The sequence below is a fragment of the Chryseolinea sp. H1M3-3 genome, from assembly GCF_029360725.1.
Taxonomy (GTDB): Bacteria; Bacteroidota; Bacteroidia; order Cytophagales; family Cyclobacteriaceae; genus Chryseolinea.
In genome coordinates, this window is record NZ_JARKMY010000018.1 from 131,846 (window position 1) to 154,294 (window position 22,449).

The following is a 22,449-nucleotide window of genomic DNA, read 5'->3' on the forward strand; positions in this document are numbered from 1 at the left end:
TCTGTAACGTCGCCACTCAGCATGACGTCCAAGGGTTGATTCAGTCAACCTATTATCGTTATGCTTGAAAATTATATCAAAATTGCGATTCGCAATATCAGCAGAAATAAGATTTATGTGATCATTAACATGTTCGGCATGGGCGTTGCCATGGCATGCTGTATGACCGCTTATTTACTGATTGCTTACAACATTGAGTTTGATGATTATTTCGCGGGTGAGCAGGTTGAAAATATTGTTAAAGTTGTACACCATTTAGAAACCTCGGAAGGTAAGAAAGATCAAAGTTTGGTTTGTCCTATGGTGATGGCGCCTCAGGCAAAACAAGATATCACCGGCATAAAGGACTTTACTCGATTTTACAACGAAAGTGGTATCATGAGTTATGATAAAGATACCTTTCATGAGAATATCCGTTTTGCTGATCATTCATTTTTCAAGATGTTTCCACTGGCTTTAAAGTATGGATCCCACAAAAATTTTGAAGATCAAAAATTCATTTTTCTGAGTGAACAATTAGCAAAAAAATATTTTGCGCAGAAAGATCCTGTTGGGGAAAGTATGTCCGTAGAATTCAACGGCAAGAAATATGAAGTTGTGGTTGGAGGGGTTTTAGACATACTACCCTTGAATATTTCTTTTCACATCGATGCATTGATGCGAATGGAAGTCTACCTGGATGCCTACTCCATAGAACCAAATGATTGGAGCCCCAATCATTCTTCCTCAACTTTATTTAAACTGCAAGATATTAATCAAAGAAAAGATATAGCCGGGCAGATGACCAAGTACCTGGGATTGATCAATGAAAAGCAAAACGATGCTCATTCGCTTTCGTTCGAGCTAGTACCCTTTAAAAAACAAATTATTAGAAGCGAAGTCAGTCAAAGTAATCTGCGTTTACCAATACCTACCATTGCATTGTTCATTTTTAGCACACTGGCCACGATCATATTACTTATTGCATGCTTTAATCTTACAAATACAACGTTAGCCCTGACTGGCAAACGCTTAAAGGAAATCGGCGTACGCAAAGTCGTTGGATCTGGGAGAAATCAGATCGTCTATCAGTTTCTTATAGAAATGGTTATCACCGTTTCACTCGCCATTATTGCAGGATTGTTAATGGCTCAATTCATTGTTCCTCAATTTGCAGCTATGTGGCAACTTGATTATGGATTAAGCGACCTGAACAAATTGAATGTAATGCTGATGCTCATTATACTGTTGTTTATAGCAGCACTGCTGGCAGGCATTTATCCGGCGCTGGCAAATAGTAAATTCAATCCTGTTGAATTATTTAAAGGTAACAAAGGTGTTAAGGGAACCACATATCTTTCGCGCACCTTGCTTGTAGCTCAGTTTTCGCTGTCAATCATTGTATTTATTGGAGGTGTTACGTTCACGCAAAATGCGGCCTATCAAAAAACGATAGACCTCGGCTATGACAAAGAAGATATTCTAACGGTACTGGTAGAAAGCGAACAAGAATATAACGCATTGAAAAACAGAATTTCAGCCAACCCTCAAATTAAAAGTATAGCAGGAGCGTCAAATCACATTGGCCCGTATACTTCGTTTTATAACACAGTCAAGAGCGATACTACCATATTTAAAACGAAAGTTTATGATGTAGGGATCGGATATTTCAATACTGTAGGTCTAGCCTTAGTGGCTGGCCGCGATTTTATTGATGGTAATCAAACCGATTTTGAATCAAATGTTATTGTAGACGAAAATTTTGTTTTAAATCATAACATAGCAAATCCAATTGATGCCCAACTTTTTTACAACGATAAACCCTATCGTATTATCGGTGTAGTCGAAAATCATTTGAGTGGGTTAAAGGAAGGCGATGACAGTGAGCATATCTTTACGTTAGCGCCGCCGTCTAGTTTTAAAAGCATGGTTGTTCGGACTGATGATAAAGACATTTTAAATGTACGCTCCTTCCTGGAGGAAGAATGGAAAAAAATATTTCCCGGCAAACCTTTCGAAAGCAAATTTCAGGTAGACATGATTTATGAGGAGGCTGATACTTACAATAAAAGTCTAAGTCAGATTTTCTTCTTTATAACCATATTGGGCTGCATGCTGTCTGCTTCGGGTATCTTTGCGTTAGCCAGTTTAAACGTTCAAAAAAGAACAAAGGAAATTGGCGTAAGAAAAGTACTGGGGGCCAGCGTTCAAAGTATTATTCAACTCGTCAATAAGGAATTTACCATTATTCTGGGACTGGCTGTTTTTCTTGGAAGCACTGGCGGGTATTTATTAACCAGTGCCTTACTAGATGAACTGAGTGCTCAACACCTAGAAATCGGATTTGTCACCGTGATTATATGTAGCGTGACAATTTTTGCCATTGGTATTTTGGCTACAAGTGGAACAATTTTAAAAACTGCGCTCACGAACCCAACTGAGTCATTGAGGAATGAGTAACTCGAAAATATACCGCAAGGTTAAAGGTCTATGTTAAGACCAACCGGACAATGATCCGACCCTAGATATTGGTTATAGATCATGGCGTCTTTTACTTTATCAATTATTCTATCGGGAACAAGGAAGTAGTCAATTCTCCAGCCTGTGTTCTTTGCCCGTGCATTCGTTACATAATTCCAGTAAGTGTATTTAATTTCTTCAGGGTAAAACCGTCTGAAAGTATCAACAAAGCCACATTCTAATAACCGGGTAAAACCATCAATTTCTCGCTGGGTGTAGCCAGCTGATTTGTTGTAATTTTCTTTTGGTCGTGCAATGTCAATGGGTTGATGTGCCACATTCAGATCACCACAAATTATGGAAGGTTTTCTCTTATCAAGCCAGGACACATATTCCCTGAAGTCTTTATCCCAACGTTCGCGGTAGTCCAAACGGGCGAGTCCTTCACCGGCATTGGGCGTGTAGACCGTTGTTAAAAAGAATGTAGGATATTCAGCGGTGATGACTCTTCCCTCCTGATCGTGCTCCTCCATTCCCATGTCGTATGTAACCTGGATGGGCTCCTTTTTTGATAATATTGCCGTACCCGAATATCCTTTCCGGGCTTTAGAGGAATTTACAAAGACGTGGTATCCTTTTAACTGTTCGACAGAGGCGCGCACATCTTCCTCTCCTCCTTTTGTTTCCTGCATGCAAAAAATATCGGGGTCCATTTGCTGAACATCTTTTAGAAAATCTTTTTTGATAATCGAGCGAATACCGTTTACGTTCCAGTTGACGAAATGCATGATTTTGAATTCGGGGTTACAGGTTCAACGTTGAAGTCCAAGGTTCACCTCGAACTTTCTGTAAAGGCGGTAAAAATAAAAAAGTCCTGATAAAACAGGACTTTTAAAATATCTTTAAAGAAGCGACTTAGGCTTTCTTTGTTTTAAAATCTTCTTTGACCTTTTCAACATCAACATTTTTAACAACGGGTTGGAAGTTTTGGATCTTCAACGATTGCCGTCTTACTGCTGATTTTGCCTTGTCCTTGCGGTTTTTGCGCTTTAATCTGGTTACTGCCATGGTTCTGTTCTTTAAAAGGAGCGCAAAAATAACCGGGAAATTTGGGAAAGCAAAACGATATGGTTTAAAGTTTTAAGTTTCAGGCTTAAAGTTTCATCTTCTCGTTGCGGATTCGTGGTTTAGGCTTAAAATTGCGACTTAGTTTGATTATTTGGGTGGATGCAAGTTTGGAGGATACGATCCTCAACTTTAAACCCGAAACTATTTTAATGATGGAAAAACCTAGCCTTCCGAAAGGAACCCGCGATTTTGGACCCGCTGTAATGGCGAAACGCCAGTACATTCTGGGTATTATAAGATCTGTATTTCAGAATTTCGGTTTCCAGCCACTCGAAACACCTGCCATGGAGAATCTTTCGACGTTAACAGGCAAATATGGAGACGAAGGTGACCAACTCCTCTTCAAGATCCTTAATTCCGGAGATTTTCTTAAGGACATACCTGAATCGAAACTCACGGCGCGCAACTCAAAATTGTTAACAGCAGACATCTCCCAAAAAGGACTTCGGTACGATCTTACTGTGCCTTTTGCCCGCTATGTTGTGATGAATAGGAATGATATAACTTTCCCATTTAAACGTTATCAAATACAACCAGTATGGAGAGGAGACAATCCACAGAAAGGAAGATACCGAGAATTTTATCAGTGCGATGCGGACGTCGTGGGGACAAATTCCTTGATCTGCGAAGCCGAGATCATTTTAATGATTAAAGAAGTATTCAAAGGTCTTGGAATAAACGACTACACCATCAAAATAAATCACCGGGGTGTTTTGTCGGGCATCGCAGAATCAATTGGTGCGAAAGAAAATGAAACCGCCTTGTTCGTTGCGATCGACAAATTGGATAAGATCGGTGAAGAAAAAGTGAAAGAGGAATTGCGCGCAAAGAATTTTGTGGAAACAAGTCTTACTATGTTGTTTGAACTTCTGAATACCAAAGGATCGACATCACAAAAGCTAGCCGCTTTATCTTCAAAGTTTGAAAACACAGCGAATGGTAAAAAGGGATTGCAAGATCTTCAGCAGGTTCTAGAATTACTATCAGATTACAACTCAAATGACAATCAGGTAGAGTTTGATATTGCGCTTGCAAGGGGCTTAAGTTACTATACCGGATGTATTTTTGAAGTAAAAATTAATAACGTCGCTATTGGTAGTGTTAGTGGTGGCGGGCGATACGATAATCTCACCCAGGCATTCGGTGATAAAGAAAATTTATCAGGCGTTGGTTTTTCGTTTGGTGTAGATCGTCTTTATGATGCCATGGAAGAGTTAAAAATTTTTCCGAAAGACGCACAGGTTTCTTCCAAAGTCTTGATTTGTCATTTCGATGAACCCAGTATGCGATATGGCCTGGGCATATTAACCAAGCTAAGAGCAAATGGCATCGCATCTGAAATCTACCCTGATGGAAGTAAACTGAAAAAACAACTTGACTTTGCAAACAAAAAAGACATTCCATTCACGATTGTCATTGGGTCCGAAGAGATAAAATCTGGTTTATTACCTTGCAAAGACATGGCAAAAGGCGAACAGGAAAAGCTTACCATAGAACAGATTATCGCAAAATTAAAATAATCCTATTTAACTTAGCGTCTCTGCGTCTTAGCAGCTAAAAGTAGAGAACCGCAGAGCACAAAGACGCAACGGATTTTTAAATGCCAAAGACTTCAGTTCATAAGATATCTTCAAAAAAACTAACCTTAACAGATCTTGCCAAGATCAATGAAGGGACGGTAACGATCGAACTTTCTGGTGAAGCCAAAGCAAAAATTGAACGCTGTCGCACATACCTGGATAACAAACTAAAAGAAACCAATCGTCCGATATACGGCATCAACACTGGTTTTGGGTCATTGTATAACAAACACATCCCCTCTTCACAGCTGGAAAAGCTCCAGGAGAATTTAGTCAAATCCCACGCTTCGGGTACTGGCCCGGAAGTACCAGAAGAAATTGTAAGGCTGATGCTTTTTCTGAAAGTGCAATCACTTGCCCATGGCTACTCAGGCGTTCAACTGGCAACTGTCCAGCGATTAGCGGATCTGTTTAACGAAGATGTGTTACCCGTCGTATACGAAATGGGTTCGCTGGGTGCGTCTGGTGATCTTGCTCCTTTAGCGCATCTCTCACTCCCCGTCATTGGCTTGGGAGAAGTAACTTATCAGCAAAACAAATTTTCAGGAGAAGCGATCCATCATAAATTCCAATGGTCACCTTTATCATTGGCAGCAAAGGAGGGTCTTGCCCTTTTAAATGGAACGCAGCTTATGAGTGCCTATGGTATATGGTGCACGTTGCATGCACACCGTTTGACGAAGCTGGCAAATATTATTGGAGCACTTTCGTTGGATGCTTTTGATGGAAGGAAAGAACCTTTCCTACCACAGGTACATGCCATCCGACCGCAAAAAGGTCAGGTAGAAACCGCGAAAGAAATTCTGAAGATCTTGGAAGGAAGTGAACTGATCGAGCAGCCAAAAAAACATATTCAGGATCCATACTCATTTCGATGCATTCCTCAAGTACATGGAACAAGCGCCGAGGCTATTGATTATGTTAGTAACATTTTCATGATCGAGGTCAATAGTGTCACTGATAATCCAAATATTTTTCCCGAAGAGGACACCATTATCTCCGCTGGAAATTTTCATGGACAGGCACTGGCAATGGCGTTCGATTTTCTTGCCATTGCGCTGGCTGAATTAGGAAGTATTTCCGAGCGAAGAACCTATCAGCTTATCGCCGGAGTGCGTGATTTGCCCAATTACCTGGTAGCCAATCCCGGTATTAACTCGGGATTGATGATTCCACAATACACGGCAGCTTCATTGGTAAGTCAGAACAAACAACTTTGCACACCTGCTTCGGTGGATTCCATCGTATCTTCCAATGGACAAGAAGACCATGTGAGCATGGGAGCAAATGCCGCGACAAAGGCTTACCGGATCGTTAATAATTTATATTCAATTTTGGCGATCGAATTAATCACTGCAGCGCAGGCATTGACCTTCCGTCGACCAATGAAAACTTCACCTTACCTGGAGGAGTTAATACATAATTTTCGGGCGATTGTACCGTTTATAGAGGATGATCGTATGTTGTACGAGGACATTCGAAAAGCTGAGCAGTTTTTAAAAACTTGGGCCCCCGAATGAAGTTAAAAATTAGCATCGCTTTTTTCCTTGTGGGAATCACCTTCGCCCTGCACGCTCAACATAATAGCAAAGGTGGTAGATTTACTGTTGATCAAATAAAAGGCTGCGCACCCCTAACCGTAAATATTACTTCCATCAATGCACCGTATGTTTGCAATGGAACAACTCCCTGCGAAATGCTTTTTGAATCTCCTCCGAACGGACCGGGGTTTGAGCAGCTCAATTATAGTTATACGTATGACACGCCAGGCATCTATACAATAGTTGTATTATTTCAAGCCGGTGTGGGAACTGATGAAATCACGGTAGAAGTTTTGCCAAACATTCAACCGGAATTTGAAATCTATTCCTGCGGATCAAATGCTGTTCAAGTAAAAGTAACGGACACAAACTATCAACAATACGTTATAGATTTTAACGATGCTACCCCGACTGTTACGGTGCTTTCCGGAAACTTAGCAACAGCTACACACACTTTTGCATCACAAGGAAACAAAACCATTACCGTTCGGGGATTAAATATTGGCGCAGACGACAACTGTAATCCTGCATCGAAAGTAGTGAATGCAGTACCGAGTCTGCCTGTTCCAACGATTACTCAACTTACTGTCTTAAATGATCGCGACATTCAACTTGATTTCAACAATCAGAATAACGTCTTGTACCGGCTACAAATCGCACAGAACAGTGCAGCTGGTTTTCAAAATCTGCAGAATGTGTATGAAGTTTCGACGACAACCATCAACAATTTAAGGACAGATGACAACTATTATTGTTTTCGTTTAGGTGTATACGATCCGTGCAACAACACCACCGTTTATTCGAATATTATCTGCAGTTCAAACTTTGACGTTACAGCCCAAAACAATTTGAACAGGCTAACGTGGGCGACATCATCTGCAGGCGTTAGTAATTATTCATTTACAAAAAATAGTAATCCTCCTTTAAGCGCTGCATCCAATGCAACATCACTGAATGATCCCAACGTGACGTGTGGCGTTGAGTATTGTTACCAGCAAACTACAAACTATGCCAATGGAAGCCGCAGCATTTCTCTTTCCAAATGTGCAACCGCTATTTCAACGAACACCCCTACCGTTGTAGAAAACATTTCTACAATAGTGGGCACCGACAGCGACGTGACATTACAATGGACACAAGATCCAGCATTTGTTGCTGACGGCTACGCGATCACGAAATCTGTCAATGGAACCTTTGCATCAACAGATTCAAGTGCGACAACGACTTATACGGATGCTGAATATCTGAATGATGTGGCTTCCTGCTATAAGATAGTATATGGCGATGCGTGCGAAAATAAAAGTCCGGTGAGTCTTGAGGTGTGCCCCTTACAACTGATGGGAACGCTTCAGCCAAACAACTCGGTTACACTGACATGGGGTGCTTACCTGGGATGGAAAAATGGTGTTGATCACTACATCGTTGAGAAGTTCAATGACCAGGGTCAAGTTTTATCAACGATAAATACAGGCACTGCTTTAACCTATACGGACAATACACAAGATCTCTCGAGCCAGGTTGCGATGTACCGGGTGACGGCCGTAGCAAATCAGGCTGGCATTGTTTCATCAGTCTCTAACACCATTACCATTATTAAAGAACCTAACCTGTTTTATCCCACTGCTTTCACCCCAAACGCTGATGGCCTCAACGATATCTTTAATGTATTCGGTCAATTCATCGTGACCTTCGAGATGAGAATCTTTAATCGCTGGGGTGAAATGATGTATGTTACCGACGACCTGGAGAAAGGATGGGATGGATATTTCAAAGGCACGCTGATGCCGGAGGGAACTTATGTATTTCGTGCCACGATAACCGACGAGGCGGGTAGAACTTTCGATAGATCCGGTACCCTCGTGTTGCTTCGGAAGAATTGATTAAAAGATCAGACCTATCTTCTAATTTTACAATCTTTTACGACCTTTACACAAATACAAAGTAAGTGCAAACTGGAAGAGGCATTAATCGAATTCTACACACTAAAAATTCACAATCATGTTTGATATGATGAAAATGATGGGCAAGATGAAAGAAGTTCAGGCCCGCATGAAAGAATCTCAAGATAAGTTAGGAACCATGTATGCAACAGGAGAATCTGGTGCCGGCCTTGTAAAAGCAAAGGTAAGTGGAAAGAAACAACTGATCTCTCTTGATATAGATCCTTCTCTGTTAAAAGCTGAAGACAAAACCATTCTTCAAGACCTGGTTGTCGCTGCTGTAAATAAAGCCTCCGAAGAGGCCGAAGTTTTAGCGAAAGAAGAAATGCGAAAAAGTACTGAAGGACTACTCCCCAATATACCGGGTCTGGATTTAAGTAACCTGATGGGGGGATGAGCCGCACGGCCGTCGTCATTCTTAATTATAATGGGGAAAAATTACTGCAGCAGTTTCTGCCCTCAGTAATTCAACATTCATCTGGTGCTGATATTATCATAGCCGATAATAATTCATCGGATGGATCTGTTTCTTTTATTCGCCAATCATATCCTCAAGTAAGGATTGTTCAACTGGACGACAACTATGGTTATTGTGGTGGATATAATCGAGCACTAAGACAAGTCGAAGCCGACTACTGCGTGTTGCTAAACAGCGACATTGAAGTAACACCACACTGGCTCGACCCTATGATAGGATTGCTTGATCGACATTCTGAGATTGCAGCAGTCCAACCGAAAGTATTATCCTATCGCGATAAAAATAAATTCGAGCATGCGGGAGCAGGCGGCGGATTTATCGATTCGTTGGGATATCCTTTCTGTCGTGGGAGAGTTTTCGACTTTGTGGAGGAAGATCTGGGACAATATAATGATGAGCGAGAAGTTTTTTGGGCTACCGGAGCATGTCTGATGATTCGTTCCAAAGTCTTCCAAATGTTAAATGGATTTGATGAGGACTTCTTCGCACACATGGAAGAAATTGACCTGTGCTGGAAAATTCATCGGGTAAACCAAAAGGTGTATTACTGTGGTGACAGCGTCATCTACCATGTGGGTGCCGGCACGTTAGGTTATCAAAATCCGCGAAAGACGTTTCTTAATTTCCGAAATGGGCTTTCCCTTTTGCTAAAACACCTCAACACAACGGAGGCGGTATATAAGTTACCACTCAGGATATTGCTCGATTGGATAGCAGCATTTCAGTTCCTGTTAAAAGGCCAATCAAAGAATTTCACAGCCGTTATCAAAGCCCATTTTTTCTTCCTCAACAACATCAACAATGACCTACGAAAACGAAAGGCCCTTCGAAAAACATTTCCTTCTTATAATGACGCCATGATATATAAAGGATCGGTGGTGTTCGACTATTTTTTTAAGAAAAGAAAAGTATTTCAGACTTTGAGCGAGCGTCACGAGCTGTGAGTTTCAGGGGCCGGGCTACTGATTACTACAACATCATCATTGAATAATCACCTCATAACGGCTTGACGAACTCTTCCGTATTTAATAGTCCCAAATAGCACGTCTTCGTAAGTGCTTTCGCATGTTCATGATGAATGCTAAACTTAGATAAATGATAACAGGAGACCCGAATGTAATGAATGAGGCATAAATGAAAAATAACCTTATGCTTGAAGTAGCCATACCAAGCTTATCGCCCAGTTGCGTGCAGACCCCAAAAGCATAAGTTTCAAAGAAATTTTGGATTTTATCTGTTACACGTTCCATACTTACTCCTGTGCTTAAACATTCGACAACTGAAAAGGTTATTTCATCGAGCGTAAATATTGCTCACAAATATAACGTACTAGCTTAACTGAAATTAGCGGATTTATCTTAATTTTTTAACTATTATTGCAAAAAAATACATGTAAGTATACTTTTGAAACCTGTTTATAATCAACCATAAAAACTAAAAATCCAATGAGAAAAGTAGTTTACTCATTTCTGATCTGCGGAGCATTGACCCTCGCGGGCTGTACATTGCCCAAGATGGTGAAAATGTCTAAGGAACAACAATTAACCGTCACCCCTAATCCCCTGGAAGTTCACAAGGATACAGTTGCCTTCGATATGGCAGCGAATCTGCCTGTTAAAATGTTAAAGAAAGGAACTGTATACACAGTGAACACTTTCTATAAATATGGCTCAAGTGAAGTTGCATTAGAACCTCTGGCATTTAAAGCCGAAGATTTTCCAAATGCAAAGACTGAGCAACCAACAGCAACAAAAAGTTTCTTCTTCCCTTACAAGCCTGAACAAAAAACTGGTACGTTAGAAGTTGAAGGTGTTGCGTCCAAAGGTGAAAAATCAAAAGCTACGCCTCGGATGCCGGTGGCAACTGGTATCATTACCACTTCTAAGTTGGTAAAGCCAGTGTACTTTGCCGCTTATGCAGACCACGGTTATAACAATCAGGAAGAACTTGTACCTGTAATCATTCCTGATTTCATTTTCGAACAAGGAAGAGCTGTATTGAGAACAAGCGAAATCAGAAGTGTAAAAGGTAAAGAACTTGACGCTTTCATCGCTTCTAAAAATGCTACCCGTACCGTTACAATTACCGGTACTCACTCTCCTGAAGGAGCTGAGCGTATCAACGCTAAACTTTCTCCAGATCGGGCTGCAGCGATCGAATCTTTCTATCGCAAGCAAATGAAAAAGTACGATTACAAAGGTAAAGCCGATTCAATCAACTTTATCCTGAAGCCCGTTATTCGCGACTGGAATGAATTCAAAAATGTACTTTCTTCTTATGAAGGTATCACCTCTGAAGAAAAGGCAGAATATTTGAACATCATCAATGCTGGTGGTGATTTCGAAGACCAGGAAAACCAAATGAAACGCTTGAAGACTTATAGAAAAGTTTTCAGAGATGTGTATCCTAAATTAAGAACTGCTAAGACTGAGATCCTGGTAGTAAAAGATAAAAAGACTGATGCAGAAATGTCTGTATTGTCTAAACAAGTAACACAAGGTTCGGTATCTGCAGATACACTTTCTTTCGAAGAAATGATGTACGCTGCTACGCTTACTCCTTCTTTAGATGAAAAAGCTGCTATCTATGAAGCCGCTACTAAAAAAGGTTCCAACTGGAATGCCCATAACAACTTAGGCGCAGTTTACATTGCTCAGGCAATTGAAAATCCTAGCAATGCTGCTTCTCTAGCTGACAAAGCTTTGGCGCAACTTGAAATCGCTGCTAAATTGAATGAAGCTCCCGAAGTTCACGCTAACTTAGCTTCTGTTCACATGATCAAAGGTAACGCTTATGCCGCTTACAGCCACGCAACCAAAGCATTAAGCGCAGGTCTGCAAGGTGATAACGCCGCTGGTTTGAATGGCGTAAAAGGTGCTGCTGAAATCGTGAAAGCACAATATGCTGCCGCCGTAACTTCCGAGTCTGCTGCTGCTGACAATGCTGATAACTTGTTCAACAAAGGTCTTGCTCAAGTATTGAATAAAGACTATCAAAATGGTTTAACTTCATTCAACGAAGCTATTGCTAAAGATAGCAACCATGCACTTGCTCATTATGGTGCTGCGGTTGCTTCAGCAAGATTAGGAAACGCTGACAACGTAGTTAGCCACCTTTCAAATGCTGTTAAAGCTGATCCTTCTTTGAAAGAATCTGCACTGAGCGACCTTGAATTTGCAAAATTCGCCACTACTGAATCATTCAGAAACGCATTGAAATAATTAACCTCATTGGTTGTAAACAGAGAGCCCTGGCACCAGCCGGGGCTTTTTGTTTTAGATGGTCAAGAAAAAGTGCTGAAATACTTTTATCCTGTGAATACTGACCCTATTTTTACGCACTTTCTATAAGAACTATGAGAGAAATCCAGTTTAGAGAGGCCCTTCGTGAGGCCTTAAATGAAGAGATGAGAAGGGACCCAAGTGTGTTGCTGATGGGTGAAGAAGTGGCAGAATACAATGGCGCTTATAAAGTGAGTCAAGGTATGCTTGAAGAATTTGGCCCTGAACGTGTGTTGGATACGCCAATTTCCGAACTTGGTTTCGCAGGGATAGGTGTCGGTGCAGCGATGAATGGCCTTCGTCCCATTGTGGAGTTCATGACCTTCAATTTCTCTCTTGTAGCCATCGATCAAATCATTAATGGTGCCGCCAAGATCTTATCCATGTCAGGCGGACAATACAGTGCACCCATAGTTTTCAGAGGCCCCACAGGTAACGCAGGACAGCTTGGGGCTCAACACTCACAGAATTTTGAAAACTGGTACGCCAATACACCTGGTTTGAAGGTAGTAGTGCCCTCAAATCCCTACGATGCAAAAGGCTTGTTAAAGACTTCTATCCGTGATAATGACCCTGTCATTTTTATGGAATCGGAAGTGATGTATGGCGATAAAATGGAAGTGCCGACGGAAGAATATCTTATTCCACTCGGACTTGCAGACATCAAAAGACCAGGCAACGATGTTACTATTGTTTCCTTCGGTAAAATCATGAAAGTTGCTTTGGCGGCTGCCGCTGAATTAGAAAAAGAAAATATTTCAGCGGAGGTAATCGATCTTCGTACAGTGCGCCCGATAGATTATGCCACCGTTGTGGAGTCAGTTAAGAAAACCAACCGCCTGGTCATTGTAGAAGAAGCATGGCCTTTATCCTCCATTGCAACGGAAATTACTTACCATGTTCAAAAACATGCTTTCGATTATCTCGATGCGCCTGTTCATAGGGTCAACAGCTTTGATGTGCCACTGCCTTATGCGCCAACATTAATTGAGGCGATATTACCCAACGTTTCGAAGACCATTAAAGCTGTTAAGGCTGTGATGTATCGTGACTGATGATGCCAGGTGCTTTCTGTATTTCTAAATTCGCTTCGACAGAAGGTTGACGTTCGATTTCAAAATGTTTGGGCTTTCTGGTAATCTGATATAAGCCATTACCAAAAACGATCATAAGGATAACGGGTAAGAGGTACGCACCATACCTGAATTTAACTCCTGAGTGACTATATGACCACGAAGTAAAATCCACGTATACTTTCGCCATCGCCATCATTGCCCCCACTAGACACGCGCCAAGAATCACCATGGCAATTGTTCTTGAGATCTTCTCATGCTTACGTAAAAACTGAACCAATAACACAATCAGCACAGAAATGGAAACGACAATCCATACGGTTAACAAGGTTCTCGGGAAGGAACGCAAGTAGTGATACTTATAAATGATCAACCCGATTTTACCCAGAATATTGGGTTTTGATAGCAACCAACTATCAATGAGCATCAGGGTGACAAGCATCCAATAAAAAGACACGCTGCGAATCATGCACTTAAATTTTTCGGTGGCAAGTAATTTAATTATTTCTTTGTGAGAATAATCGAAACAAATCGATGATCGAAGATCAATTTCCACAGGACTTCATTAAACGCGAACAAGCGCAGCTCGGTGATCAATGGAATGACTTTGTTAAAGCTCATCAACAACCTTCACCTATAAGTATTCGATACAATGCTTTCAAATCCAGCTTGCCGTTTCATTTGCAGAAGGTGCCCTGGACTAGAAATGGTGTCTATTTAAGTGAGCGACCCTCTTTTACGCTCGATCCCTCCTTCCATGCCGGAAAATATTATGTTCAAGAAGCAAGCTCCATGTTTTTGGAACAGGCATTTACGCAATCTAACGATTTGAGTAAAGCGCTAAATGTATTGGATTTATGTGCAGCGCCTGGCGGAAAATCGACACACTTGCTAAACTTGATAAACGCTGAAAGTCTGCTTGTGTCTAATGAAGTTATTCAGTCACGTGCGGCTATCCTTTCAGAGAACCTTCAAAAGTGGGGGTTGAGCAACGTAGTAGTAACAAATAACGATCCCAAGGATTTTCAACGGCTCCCCGGTTTTTTTGATGTGATTGTTGTGGATGCACCCTGCTCGGGAGAGGGGCTTTTTCGGAAAGATCCTGAGGCAGCAAACGAGTGGTCACAAGATAATGTGGCATTATGCGCCAAACGGCAGCGGCGTATATTAAACGATGTATGGCCTGCACTAAAAACGGGCGGGATTTTAATTTACTCAACATGTACCTATAACGAATTTGAGAACGAAGAAAATATCCATTGGCTGCAACAGGAATTCAATGTGGAACCTGTTCGTCTGAACATTGAAGAAACGTGGGGAATCCAAGCTATTGAAACCCCGTCATTTTTCGGGTACCGCTTCTTTCCCCATCGGGTTAAAGGTGAAGGATTCTTTATCGCCACACTGCGAAAACTGGATGAACAACCAGAAAGCCGGGTGAGCACCAAGAATATCTTTACTGAACCATCTAAGAAAATAAAAGATCAACTCGCCGAATGGGTCGTCCGTTCAGATCAAAAAATATTTATCAATCGTAATGACCGTGTTCAATTTTTTCCCAAAGGAAAAAATGCTGAAATCGAACTTATTGTGAAAAATCTTCACGTAGTTTTAGCGGGAACGTTTATGGCTACTATTAAGCATGATAAGTTGATCCCTGAACATGGTCTCGCGCTGTCGGTAGAACTTAATCGCAAAATGTTTAATACAATTCCGCTGGAGAGGGTGGAAGCACTTCAATACCTCAGAAAAGAGTCGATTAGTTTTATTCCAAACAAGAAGGGGTTTGCGCTAATTATGTTTGAAGATCTGCCATTGGGTTGGGTGAATGTATTGGAAAATCGTTTGAATAACATGTATCCAAGTGAATGGAGAATCCGAATGAAATAGTCGGTTGATTAAGTAGCCTTTATGCCGTTAACCATGTTGCCGAATGAAAAAAGAGAATGGCCGGTCGAAAGTTTTCAACCGGCTCACTCAGAAGCCAAACCCCTCAACCTTTCCCTCCATTTGTTCTAGACATTTTCATTTACGAAATATCTTCGAAGTTTGGATTTCGCATTTCAAAAATTCAGTAATCGAGGTGATTTACGTATTTTTGGCCCCGAATCCGTTATCCGTTAGTGGGGATCCGATGGCACGGCGCCGAACTGAGTCCGCCAAAACAAGACATGCAAAGTCGAACTGAAGTGTGATGGATAACCTTAATGGATAACGTTTAACGGAAACGAAAAAGAAATGCTGTCAACCAAATACAATCCGTCCGAAGTAGAAAACAAATGGTATAGCTACTGGATGGAAAAGGGATTTTTTCACTCTGAGCCCAACCCAAAAAAAGAACCGTATTGTATCGTAATCCCACCTCCTAATGTTACGGGGGTGCTTCACATGGGTCACATGCTCAATAACACCATCCAGGATATTCTAATCCGTAAAGCACGAATGGAAGGTAAGGAAGCTTGCTGGGTACCGGGGACAGATCATGCATCGATTGCTACGGAGGCAAAGGTTGTGGCAATGCTGCGCGAACGTGGCATTAAGAAATCGGATCTCACGCGGGAGGAGTTTTTAAAGTATGCCTGGGAATGGAAAGAGAAATACGGAGGCATCATCCTGGAGCAATTGAAAAAATTGGGAGCATCCTGCGATTGGCAACGGACCAAATTTACGATGGATCCCGATTATTATAATGCAGTAATCGATGTCTTCATCGACCTCTACAAAAAGGGTAATATCTATCGGGGTATGCGCATGGTGAATTGGGATCCTGTTGGAAAAACGGCGCTATCCGACGACGAAGTGATTCATAAAGAAGTTCAGTCCAAATTATACTACATCAAATATGCAATTGAAGGAAGCGATGAGTTTATCACCATTGCAACGGTACGGCCAGAAACGATCATGGCCGATGCAGGCATTTGTGTAAATCCTTCGGACCAGCGTTACAAACATCTGAAAGGGAAAAAAGCTATTATCCCGCTGATCAATCGCGCTATCCCAATCCTCGAAGATGAATATGTAACCATGGACTTCGGTACAGGCTGTTTGAAGGTAACACCCGCGCACGATATGAACGATTACGAGTTAGGCAAAAAACACCAGCTTGAGGTTATCGATATTTTGAATGAGGATGGAACGCTCAATGCAAAAGCACAAATTCTTGTTGGCGAAGATAGGTTTATTGCCCGAAAGAAAATTGCAAAATTACTGGAGGAAAGTAATCAGCTTGCCAACGTTGAAGACTATAAAAGCAGTGTAGGTTTTTCAGAACGAACCGACGCGGTCATAGAGCCTCGTCTTTCGTTGCAATGGTTCCTAAAGATGAAGGAGATTACAAAACCTGCGTTGGTACACGTGATGAATGACGACATCAAGCTTATTCCACCGAAGTTCAAAAACACCTACAGCCATTGGATGGAGAATGTTCGGGACTGGTGTATTTCGCGGCAGCTTTGGTGGGGACATCGTATACCGGCATGGTATGACGACTCAGGAAATTATGTTGTTGCCAAAACAGAAGAAGACGCACTCTCTGAATTCAAAATTCAATACCCATCATTCAAAGCTCAAAAACTGAAACAAGATCCGGATGTAATGGACACCTGGTTTTCCAGTTGGCTGTGGCCGATGGCGGTTTTCGACACAACCATTTTTAGCGATTCGAAAAACAAAGGCAACCATGACCTTAACTATTATTATCCAACCAACGATCTGGTTACTGCTCCCGAGATACTTTTCTTTTGGGTGGCACGGATGATCATTGCGGGGTACGAATACCGTGGTGAGATGCCATTCAAAAATGTGTATCTGACCGGTATCGTCCGTGATAAATTGGGAAGGAAGATGTCCAAATCGCTGGGTAACTCACCTGATCCTTTGGACCTGATTGGAAATTTTGGGGCTGATGCTGTCCGTGCGGGCATGCTCTTCAGTTCTCCTGCCGGCAATGATTTACCATACGATGAAAAACTAATCGAGCAAGGCAGAAATTTTGCAAACAAAATTTGGAATGCATTCCGGCTCGTAAAAGGATGGACAATCGATGCCACACTTTCTCAGCCCAAGGAAAATGCACTGGCCATTCAATGGTTTCAATCAAAGATGGATGAATCGCTTGCGGCTTTGAATGATGATTTTGAAAAATTTAGAATGTCGGGTGCGTTGCTCACGGTTTATAAATTAATTTGGGACGACTTCTGCTCGTGGTACCTGGAAATGATTAAGCCCGAGTTCGGCAAACCCATTGATGCCGCGACTTACGACAACACTATTGAGTTTTTTGAAACCCTGCTAAAAGCACTTCATCCATTCATGCCATTTATAACGGAAGAGCTATGGCATGAACTAAAGGAAAGAAATGCCGACTGCATTATTGTGGCTCCTTGGCCCAAATCGAAAACCCCGAATGAGAAAATTCTGATCGAGGGATCTGTGGCATTTGAGATTATTACTGAAATCAGAAATACGCGAAACGCAAAAGGCATTTCACCAAAAGAGGCCTTGAGGTTGCTGTTTAAATCAGAAGGCCCTGCACTGATTAAAGATTTTTGGCCGATTATCCAGAAACTTTCTAATGTGAGTGGAGTTTCTGAAACACGCGAAAAAGTTAACAACGCCACCAGCTTCGTCATTAAGTCAACAGAATTTTTTATTCCAATCGAAGGAAAAATGGATGTAGCGAAAGAGCGTGAAACAATTTTAAAAGAGCTCGAATATCACAAAGGTTTTTTGACGTCTGTGGATAAAAAACTATCCAATGAAAAGTTTGTGAAAAGCGCGCCCCCCCACGTAATCGAATTGGAAAGAAAGAAGAAGGCCGACGCGGAAATAAAGATCAAAGCATTGGAAGAAAGCCTCTCCAGAATGTAAACAAATCTTTCCCACAGTTTAAACTTCAGAAGACATTTATCAGTTATTCACCAGCGAATTATAATACTCAAAAATTAATTTCAGATGCTCTCCCTTATGTGAGGCAAGATTATTGTCTTTGATGTACTTCTCGATCGCTTCAGATTTATCATCAAACACCAGAACTAGTTTCTTTTTAGAAGACGGGAGCGCTATCACATGGTTGTCTTTTAACATGTAGAATTCGTTCTTCTTTATAATCTTATCATCGTGACTACCAACATTAAACTGGATGTTGTAGTCCGCTTTTTTAATATCGATGAAAGTCCTTTTAAATAATGGAAGCGTACCTTCTGTTAATACTTCAAAGAACCCGGTGTATGGAACATTTTCTTCGTTCTTGTATTCCTTCCCATTGACAAAAAACGAAGGCATTCTGGAAAGTGAATCAATCCACACAAAACTTTTTACGTTGTTTCCCTTCAATACCTTAACACCATTTTTTCCTTTCACTTCTAATTCATCCAGGTAAATATCATAACGAGTGGGATATCCTTCAATCATCTTGTCTTTGTCATACAACAGAATGGTGGAATATTTCCAATGGGTATCGAGATAGGTATCGCCGACGACCTTCCCTTCAGGTAAAGGGATTCCGTACAACATGTCTGCCATGCCTAATCCATCCAAGTCAACCAAACGATCCAGCGTATTTGCGGCGCGAATATTTGGGGGCACAACGGCTTGTGCCAACACGTCCGATACGACAATACACAAGAGAAAAAACAGGAAGAGATTTTTCATAGGAATCCACATTTATCCTATGCAAAATTTACGGCATACACCCTTGGAGATCAATCCCCCTTCTTGCGGGTATTTGAATAAACAATCATCTCTAACTTAAAAAACACATACCAGTCTAGATCCGCGCCGCAATTAAGAGTTCAATGTTTTTAAACTTCAATGCAAATTTCCGCGCCACGTGTTCATTGGTAAGGCTACCCCTGAAGGTATACACGCCTTTCATGAACCACTTATGCGTAAAGATCATAGGTTCTACCCCACCTTCTTCTGCAGCCCTTAAAATGGTTGGTGTAAAAATGTTGCTTAAAGCGTTTGCAGCAGTATGCGCTACCCGTGAAGCGACATTAGGAACGCAGTAATGGATAACATCATGCCTTCTGAAAACGGGTTTGCTTAATGTTGTAATCTCAGAGGTCTCCACGCAGCCGCCCTGGTCAATACTTAAATCGATGATCAGGGAATCTGGTTTCATCTGTGTTACCATCTCTTCCGTGATAACGTGGCGTGCTCTTCCTTTCTCAGCTCGTAAGGCACCGATCACAACATCAGCTGTCTTCAACGTGTCACCTAGTGTAACCGTATCAATGGTTGATGTATAAATTTGCTGCCCTAATAGATGTTTAATGCGTCGCAGCTTATAAAGATGATTATCAAATACCTGTACTTCGGCGCCGAGCCCGAGGGCCGCACGTGCAGCATATTCCGCCACCGTACCCGCTCCTATGATGACTACTTTCGTTGGAGGAACACCTGTGATGCCACCGAGAATAACACCTTTTCCGTTGTTGGCAGTACTCAAATATTCTGATGCGATCAACAACACCGAGCTGCCGGCTATTTCACTCATCGCCCGGATGATGGGCATCCCTCCTACTTTATCTTCAATGAATTCGTAAGCCAATGCAATAATTTTCTTCTTTAGCATGGCTTGAAGAACTTCTGCTTTCAATTGTCCCATTTGAAGCGCTGAAATTAACGTCTGGCCTGGATGCATCAATTCGATTTCCTCCAACGTGGGCGGCTCTATTTTCAAAATGACATCAGCTTTATAAACCTCTTGCGGCGAGTAAACAATTTTTGCCCCGGCATCGCTGTATTCCTTGTCAGAGAATTTGGAGCCCAAGCCCGCTTTCGCTTCCACCCATATTTCGTGACCGTTGTTAATCAAAATAGCAACTGCATCAGGCGTTAAACTTATTCGGTTTTCCTGGAGGGATATTTCACGCGGTAATCCAATAAAAAAAGCATGCTTGTTCTTTTTTACTTCCAGTAATTTTTCCTGGGGGTGGAGGCTGGCTTTGGCTAATGCTTCAAATCCTGTTTTCTTCTTTTCCGTCATGGACAGCGATGGCTATTGTTCGTTGGGTATTACTTTCAAGTTCAATTTTTACTTCCGCATAACGCGAAGGAATTAGCGATGGGATTTTTTCTGGCCATTCAATAAAACATGGGTCTCCGGAATAAAAATATTCTTCGGTTCCAATATCCATTGCTTCAACTTCATTCCTTATCCTATAAAAATCAAAATGATAAATTTTTTCTTTACTAATGGTTTGATATTCATTTACAATTGAAAATGTTGGGCTGCTCATCCCCTCCGTTACGCCTAAAATTTTGCAGACCAGCTTAATCAAAGTAGTCTTTCCCGATCCCATTTCCCCATGAAACAACCAGACACGGATATCATTTATCCTCCTGACAATCTCTTTTGCTACCAACATCATATCCGATTCCGTTACAGATCGGAACACACCGTTATCCCGGGTCATGACACGTTTTTCGAATTTAAGAAAATAATAGGAATGATTATTTCTTCCATACTTACGCCGCCATGCTGAAACGTATCTTTGTAAAAATTCACATAATAATTATAATTATTAGGGTACGCGAAAAACTGGTCTTCGATAGCAAAAACATAACTTGAAGAAACATTCAACTTGGGGAGGAATAATCTTTCAGGTTTCTGCACCGTCATCACTTTATCACCCTCGTACCCCAGGTTCTTTCCTTGTTTATACCGCAGATTTGAATTTACTGACCGGTCGCCGATAATTTTAAAAGGCCGTTTAACGCGAATGGTACCATGGTCTGTCGTGATAACAACTCTAACATCTTTTTCTGCTATCTTTTTCAAAATGTCTATGAGAGGGGAATGTAAAAACCATGACTTAGTGATGGAGCGATAAGCTGACTCATCAGGAGCTAATTCTCTAACCATGGCCATGTCAGTGCGCGCATGCGAAAGCATATCCACAAAGTTGTAAACAATCACATTCAAATCGTTTTGAAAAAGATTATTTACCGTATCAACCAAGTTTCGACCCTCCTCTAAATTCTTAATTTTATGATACGACATTTTGATGTTCAGATTATTTCTTCGAAGCTGCTTTGCCAGGAATTCATCTTCAAAATTATTTTTCCCTTCATCTTCATCTTCGCCAACCCAGAGCGCTGGATTAGTCTTAGCCATCTCGGAGGGGAGTTGTCCGGAGAAGATTGCATTGCGGGCATACGCGGTAGTGGTCGGAAGAATTGAATAATACGTTTCTTCTTTTTCAACATTGAAATAGGCCGCGAGTTCTGGTTCTATCACCTTCCACTGATCATATCGCAGATTATCAATCAATATGACGAACACAGGCTTTTTACCCAGCTCAGGAAAAATTTTCCGCTTCATTATCTGGTGAGATAACAGAGGTTTGTCCGATTTAGGATCATTTAGCCATGAATCATAATTACGAATAATGAACTTGGCAAAGCTTGCATTCGCTTCCGTCTTCTGCATGTCCAATACATCGCCCATCTCCTGGTTATCCGCCTGATCGATCTGGAGTTCCCAGAAAACAAGTTTTTTGTAAATATCGGCCCACTGTTCATGGTTCATCACGTCTTGAAAGGCCATGCTGATTCTTCTGAATTCCTGCTGGTAATTGAGATTGGTCTTCTCAATAACAAGCCTTTTGTTGTCCAATATTTTTTTGACCGAAAGTAAAATCTGACTGGGGTTTAATGGCTTAATGAGATAGTCAGCGATTTTTGAACCGATCGCTTCTTCCATGATGTGCTCTTCCTCGTTTTTGGTAATCATTACCACGGGAAGGTTAGGCTTATTGTTTTTTATCTGGGTTAAGGCTTCCAATCCTGACATGCCTGGCATATTTTCGTCTAAGAAAACCACGTCGTAATGTCTCTCATCACTCTTCTCAACAGCTTCGGTCCCATTGTTGACGGGGGTTATATCATAACCTCTTTGTTCAAGGAAAATAATATGCGGCTTAAGTAAATCAATCTCGTCGTCGGCCCACAAAATGCTATATCTTTGCATAACTAAAATTTT

The 22,449-nt window shown here is 41.4% G+C and carries 18 protein-coding genes; 10 read left to right on the plus strand and 8 right to left on the minus strand.

The window, feature by feature from the left end; translation table 11 throughout:
- Positions 1–60: 60 nt before the first annotated feature.
- A complete protein-coding gene (locus P2W71_RS24585; RefSeq protein WP_276374068.1) occupies positions 61–2,439 on the plus strand; it encodes an FtsX-like permease family protein in 2,379 nt (792 codons plus the stop codon).
- A 20-nt stretch (positions 2,440–2,459) separates the two neighbouring features.
- Here the strand turns inward: P2W71_RS24585 and P2W71_RS24590 are convergent, their stop codons facing one another.
- A complete protein-coding gene (locus tag P2W71_RS24590) occupies positions 2,460–3,227 on the minus strand; it encodes an exodeoxyribonuclease III (RefSeq protein WP_276374069.1) in 768 nt (255 codons plus the stop codon).
- Between the two features lie 127 nt (positions 3,228–3,354).
- Complete coding sequence (locus P2W71_RS24595) at positions 3,355–3,507, minus strand: hypothetical protein (RefSeq protein WP_276374070.1); 153 nt, start codon at positions 3,505–3,507, stop codon at positions 3,355–3,357.
- A 212-nt stretch (positions 3,508–3,719) separates the two neighbouring features.
- Between P2W71_RS24595 and hisS the strand changes: the two genes are divergently transcribed.
- From hisS to P2W71_RS24620, 5 genes are all read left to right on the plus strand, one after another.
- Positions 3,720–5,087, plus strand: a complete 1,368-nt coding sequence (gene hisS, locus P2W71_RS24600; RefSeq protein WP_276374651.1) for a histidine--tRNA ligase — start codon at positions 3,720–3,722, stop codon at positions 5,085–5,087.
- A gap of 80 nt (positions 5,088–5,167) precedes the next feature.
- Positions 5,168–6,667: a histidine ammonia-lyase gene (hutH, locus tag P2W71_RS24605; protein ID WP_276374071.1), complete on the plus strand. Its 1,500-nt coding sequence runs from the start codon at positions 5,168–5,170 to the stop codon at positions 6,665–6,667.
- Positions 6,664–8,568 (plus strand): T9SS type B sorting domain-containing protein, encoded by a 1,905-nt coding sequence (locus P2W71_RS24610; protein ID WP_276374072.1) that lies wholly within the window; start codon positions 6,664–6,666, stop codon positions 8,566–8,568. The genes hutH and P2W71_RS24610 overlap by 4 nt, the downstream gene beginning before the upstream one ends.
- 118 nt (positions 8,569–8,686) lie before the next feature.
- Positions 8,687–9,025 (plus strand): YbaB/EbfC family nucleoid-associated protein, encoded by a 339-nt coding sequence (locus P2W71_RS24615; protein ID WP_276374073.1) that lies wholly within the window; start codon positions 8,687–8,689, stop codon positions 9,023–9,025.
- Positions 9,022–10,050 carry a glycosyltransferase family 2 protein gene (locus P2W71_RS24620; RefSeq protein ID WP_276374074.1) on the plus strand — a complete coding sequence of 343 codons (1,029 nt, stop codon included), beginning with the start codon at positions 9,022–9,024 and terminating at the stop codon, positions 10,048–10,050. Before P2W71_RS24615 ends, P2W71_RS24620 begins: the two co-directional genes overlap by 4 nt.
- 81 nt (positions 10,051–10,131) lie before the next feature.
- Here the strand turns inward: P2W71_RS24620 and P2W71_RS24625 are convergent, their stop codons facing one another.
- Positions 10,132–10,356: a PspC family transcriptional regulator gene (locus tag P2W71_RS24625; protein ID WP_276374075.1), complete on the minus strand. Its 225-nt coding sequence runs from the start codon at positions 10,354–10,356 to the stop codon at positions 10,132–10,134.
- Positions 10,357–10,551: 195 nt separating this feature from the next.
- On the opposite strand from P2W71_RS24625, the gene P2W71_RS24630 reads away from it, so the two are divergent.
- Together P2W71_RS24630 and P2W71_RS24635 are read left to right on the plus strand one after the other, a co-directional pair.
- Entirely contained in the window at positions 10,552–12,327 is a 1,776-nt protein-coding gene (locus P2W71_RS24630) for a hypothetical protein (protein WP_276374076.1), read from the plus strand.
- 134 nt (positions 12,328–12,461) lie between these two features.
- Entirely contained in the window at positions 12,462–13,442 is a 981-nt protein-coding gene (locus P2W71_RS24635; RefSeq protein WP_276374077.1) for a pyruvate dehydrogenase complex E1 component subunit beta, read from the plus strand.
- On the opposite strand, the gene P2W71_RS24640 is transcribed toward P2W71_RS24635, so the two are convergent.
- Positions 13,417–13,929, minus strand: coding sequence for a hypothetical protein (locus P2W71_RS24640; protein WP_276374078.1), 513 nt, complete (start codon positions 13,927–13,929; stop codon positions 13,417–13,419). The two genes, P2W71_RS24635 and P2W71_RS24640, sit on opposite strands and share 26 nt — an antisense overlap.
- Positions 13,930–13,994: 65 nt before the next feature.
- Here P2W71_RS24640 and P2W71_RS24645 point away from each other — a divergent pair, with 65 nt between their 5' ends.
- Together P2W71_RS24645 and P2W71_RS24650 are read left to right on the plus strand one after the other, a co-directional pair.
- A complete protein-coding gene (locus P2W71_RS24645; RefSeq protein ID WP_276374079.1) occupies positions 13,995–15,350 on the plus strand; it encodes an rRNA methyltransferase in 1,356 nt (451 codons plus the stop codon).
- A 348-nt stretch (positions 15,351–15,698) separates the two neighbouring features.
- Entirely contained in the window at positions 15,699–18,329 is a 2,631-nt protein-coding gene (locus P2W71_RS24650; protein ID WP_276374080.1) for a valine--tRNA ligase, read from the plus strand.
- Between the two features lie 39 nt (positions 18,330–18,368).
- Here P2W71_RS24650 and P2W71_RS24655 read toward each other — a convergent pair whose 3' ends face one another.
- The 4 genes from P2W71_RS24655 to P2W71_RS24670 form a co-directional block, all read right to left on the minus strand.
- Entirely contained in the window at positions 18,369–19,112 is a 744-nt protein-coding gene (locus P2W71_RS24655; RefSeq protein ID WP_276374081.1) for a hypothetical protein, read from the minus strand.
- A gap of 115 nt (positions 19,113–19,227) precedes the next feature.
- Positions 19,228–20,451, minus strand: coding sequence for an alanine dehydrogenase (locus tag P2W71_RS24660; RefSeq protein WP_276374082.1), 1,224 nt, complete (start codon positions 20,449–20,451; stop codon positions 19,228–19,230).
- Positions 20,423–20,881 (minus strand): tRNA (adenosine(37)-N6)-threonylcarbamoyltransferase complex ATPase subunit type 1 TsaE, encoded by a 459-nt coding sequence (gene tsaE, locus P2W71_RS24665; RefSeq protein WP_276374083.1) that lies wholly within the window; start codon positions 20,879–20,881, stop codon positions 20,423–20,425. Before tsaE ends, P2W71_RS24660 begins: the two co-directional genes overlap by 29 nt.
- Complete coding sequence (locus P2W71_RS24670) at positions 20,878–22,437, minus strand: bifunctional response regulator/alkaline phosphatase family protein (RefSeq protein ID WP_276374084.1); 1,560 nt, start codon at positions 22,435–22,437, stop codon at positions 20,878–20,880. The genes tsaE and P2W71_RS24670 overlap by 4 nt, the downstream gene beginning before the upstream one ends.
- Between the last annotated feature and the right edge of the window lie 12 nt (positions 22,438–22,449).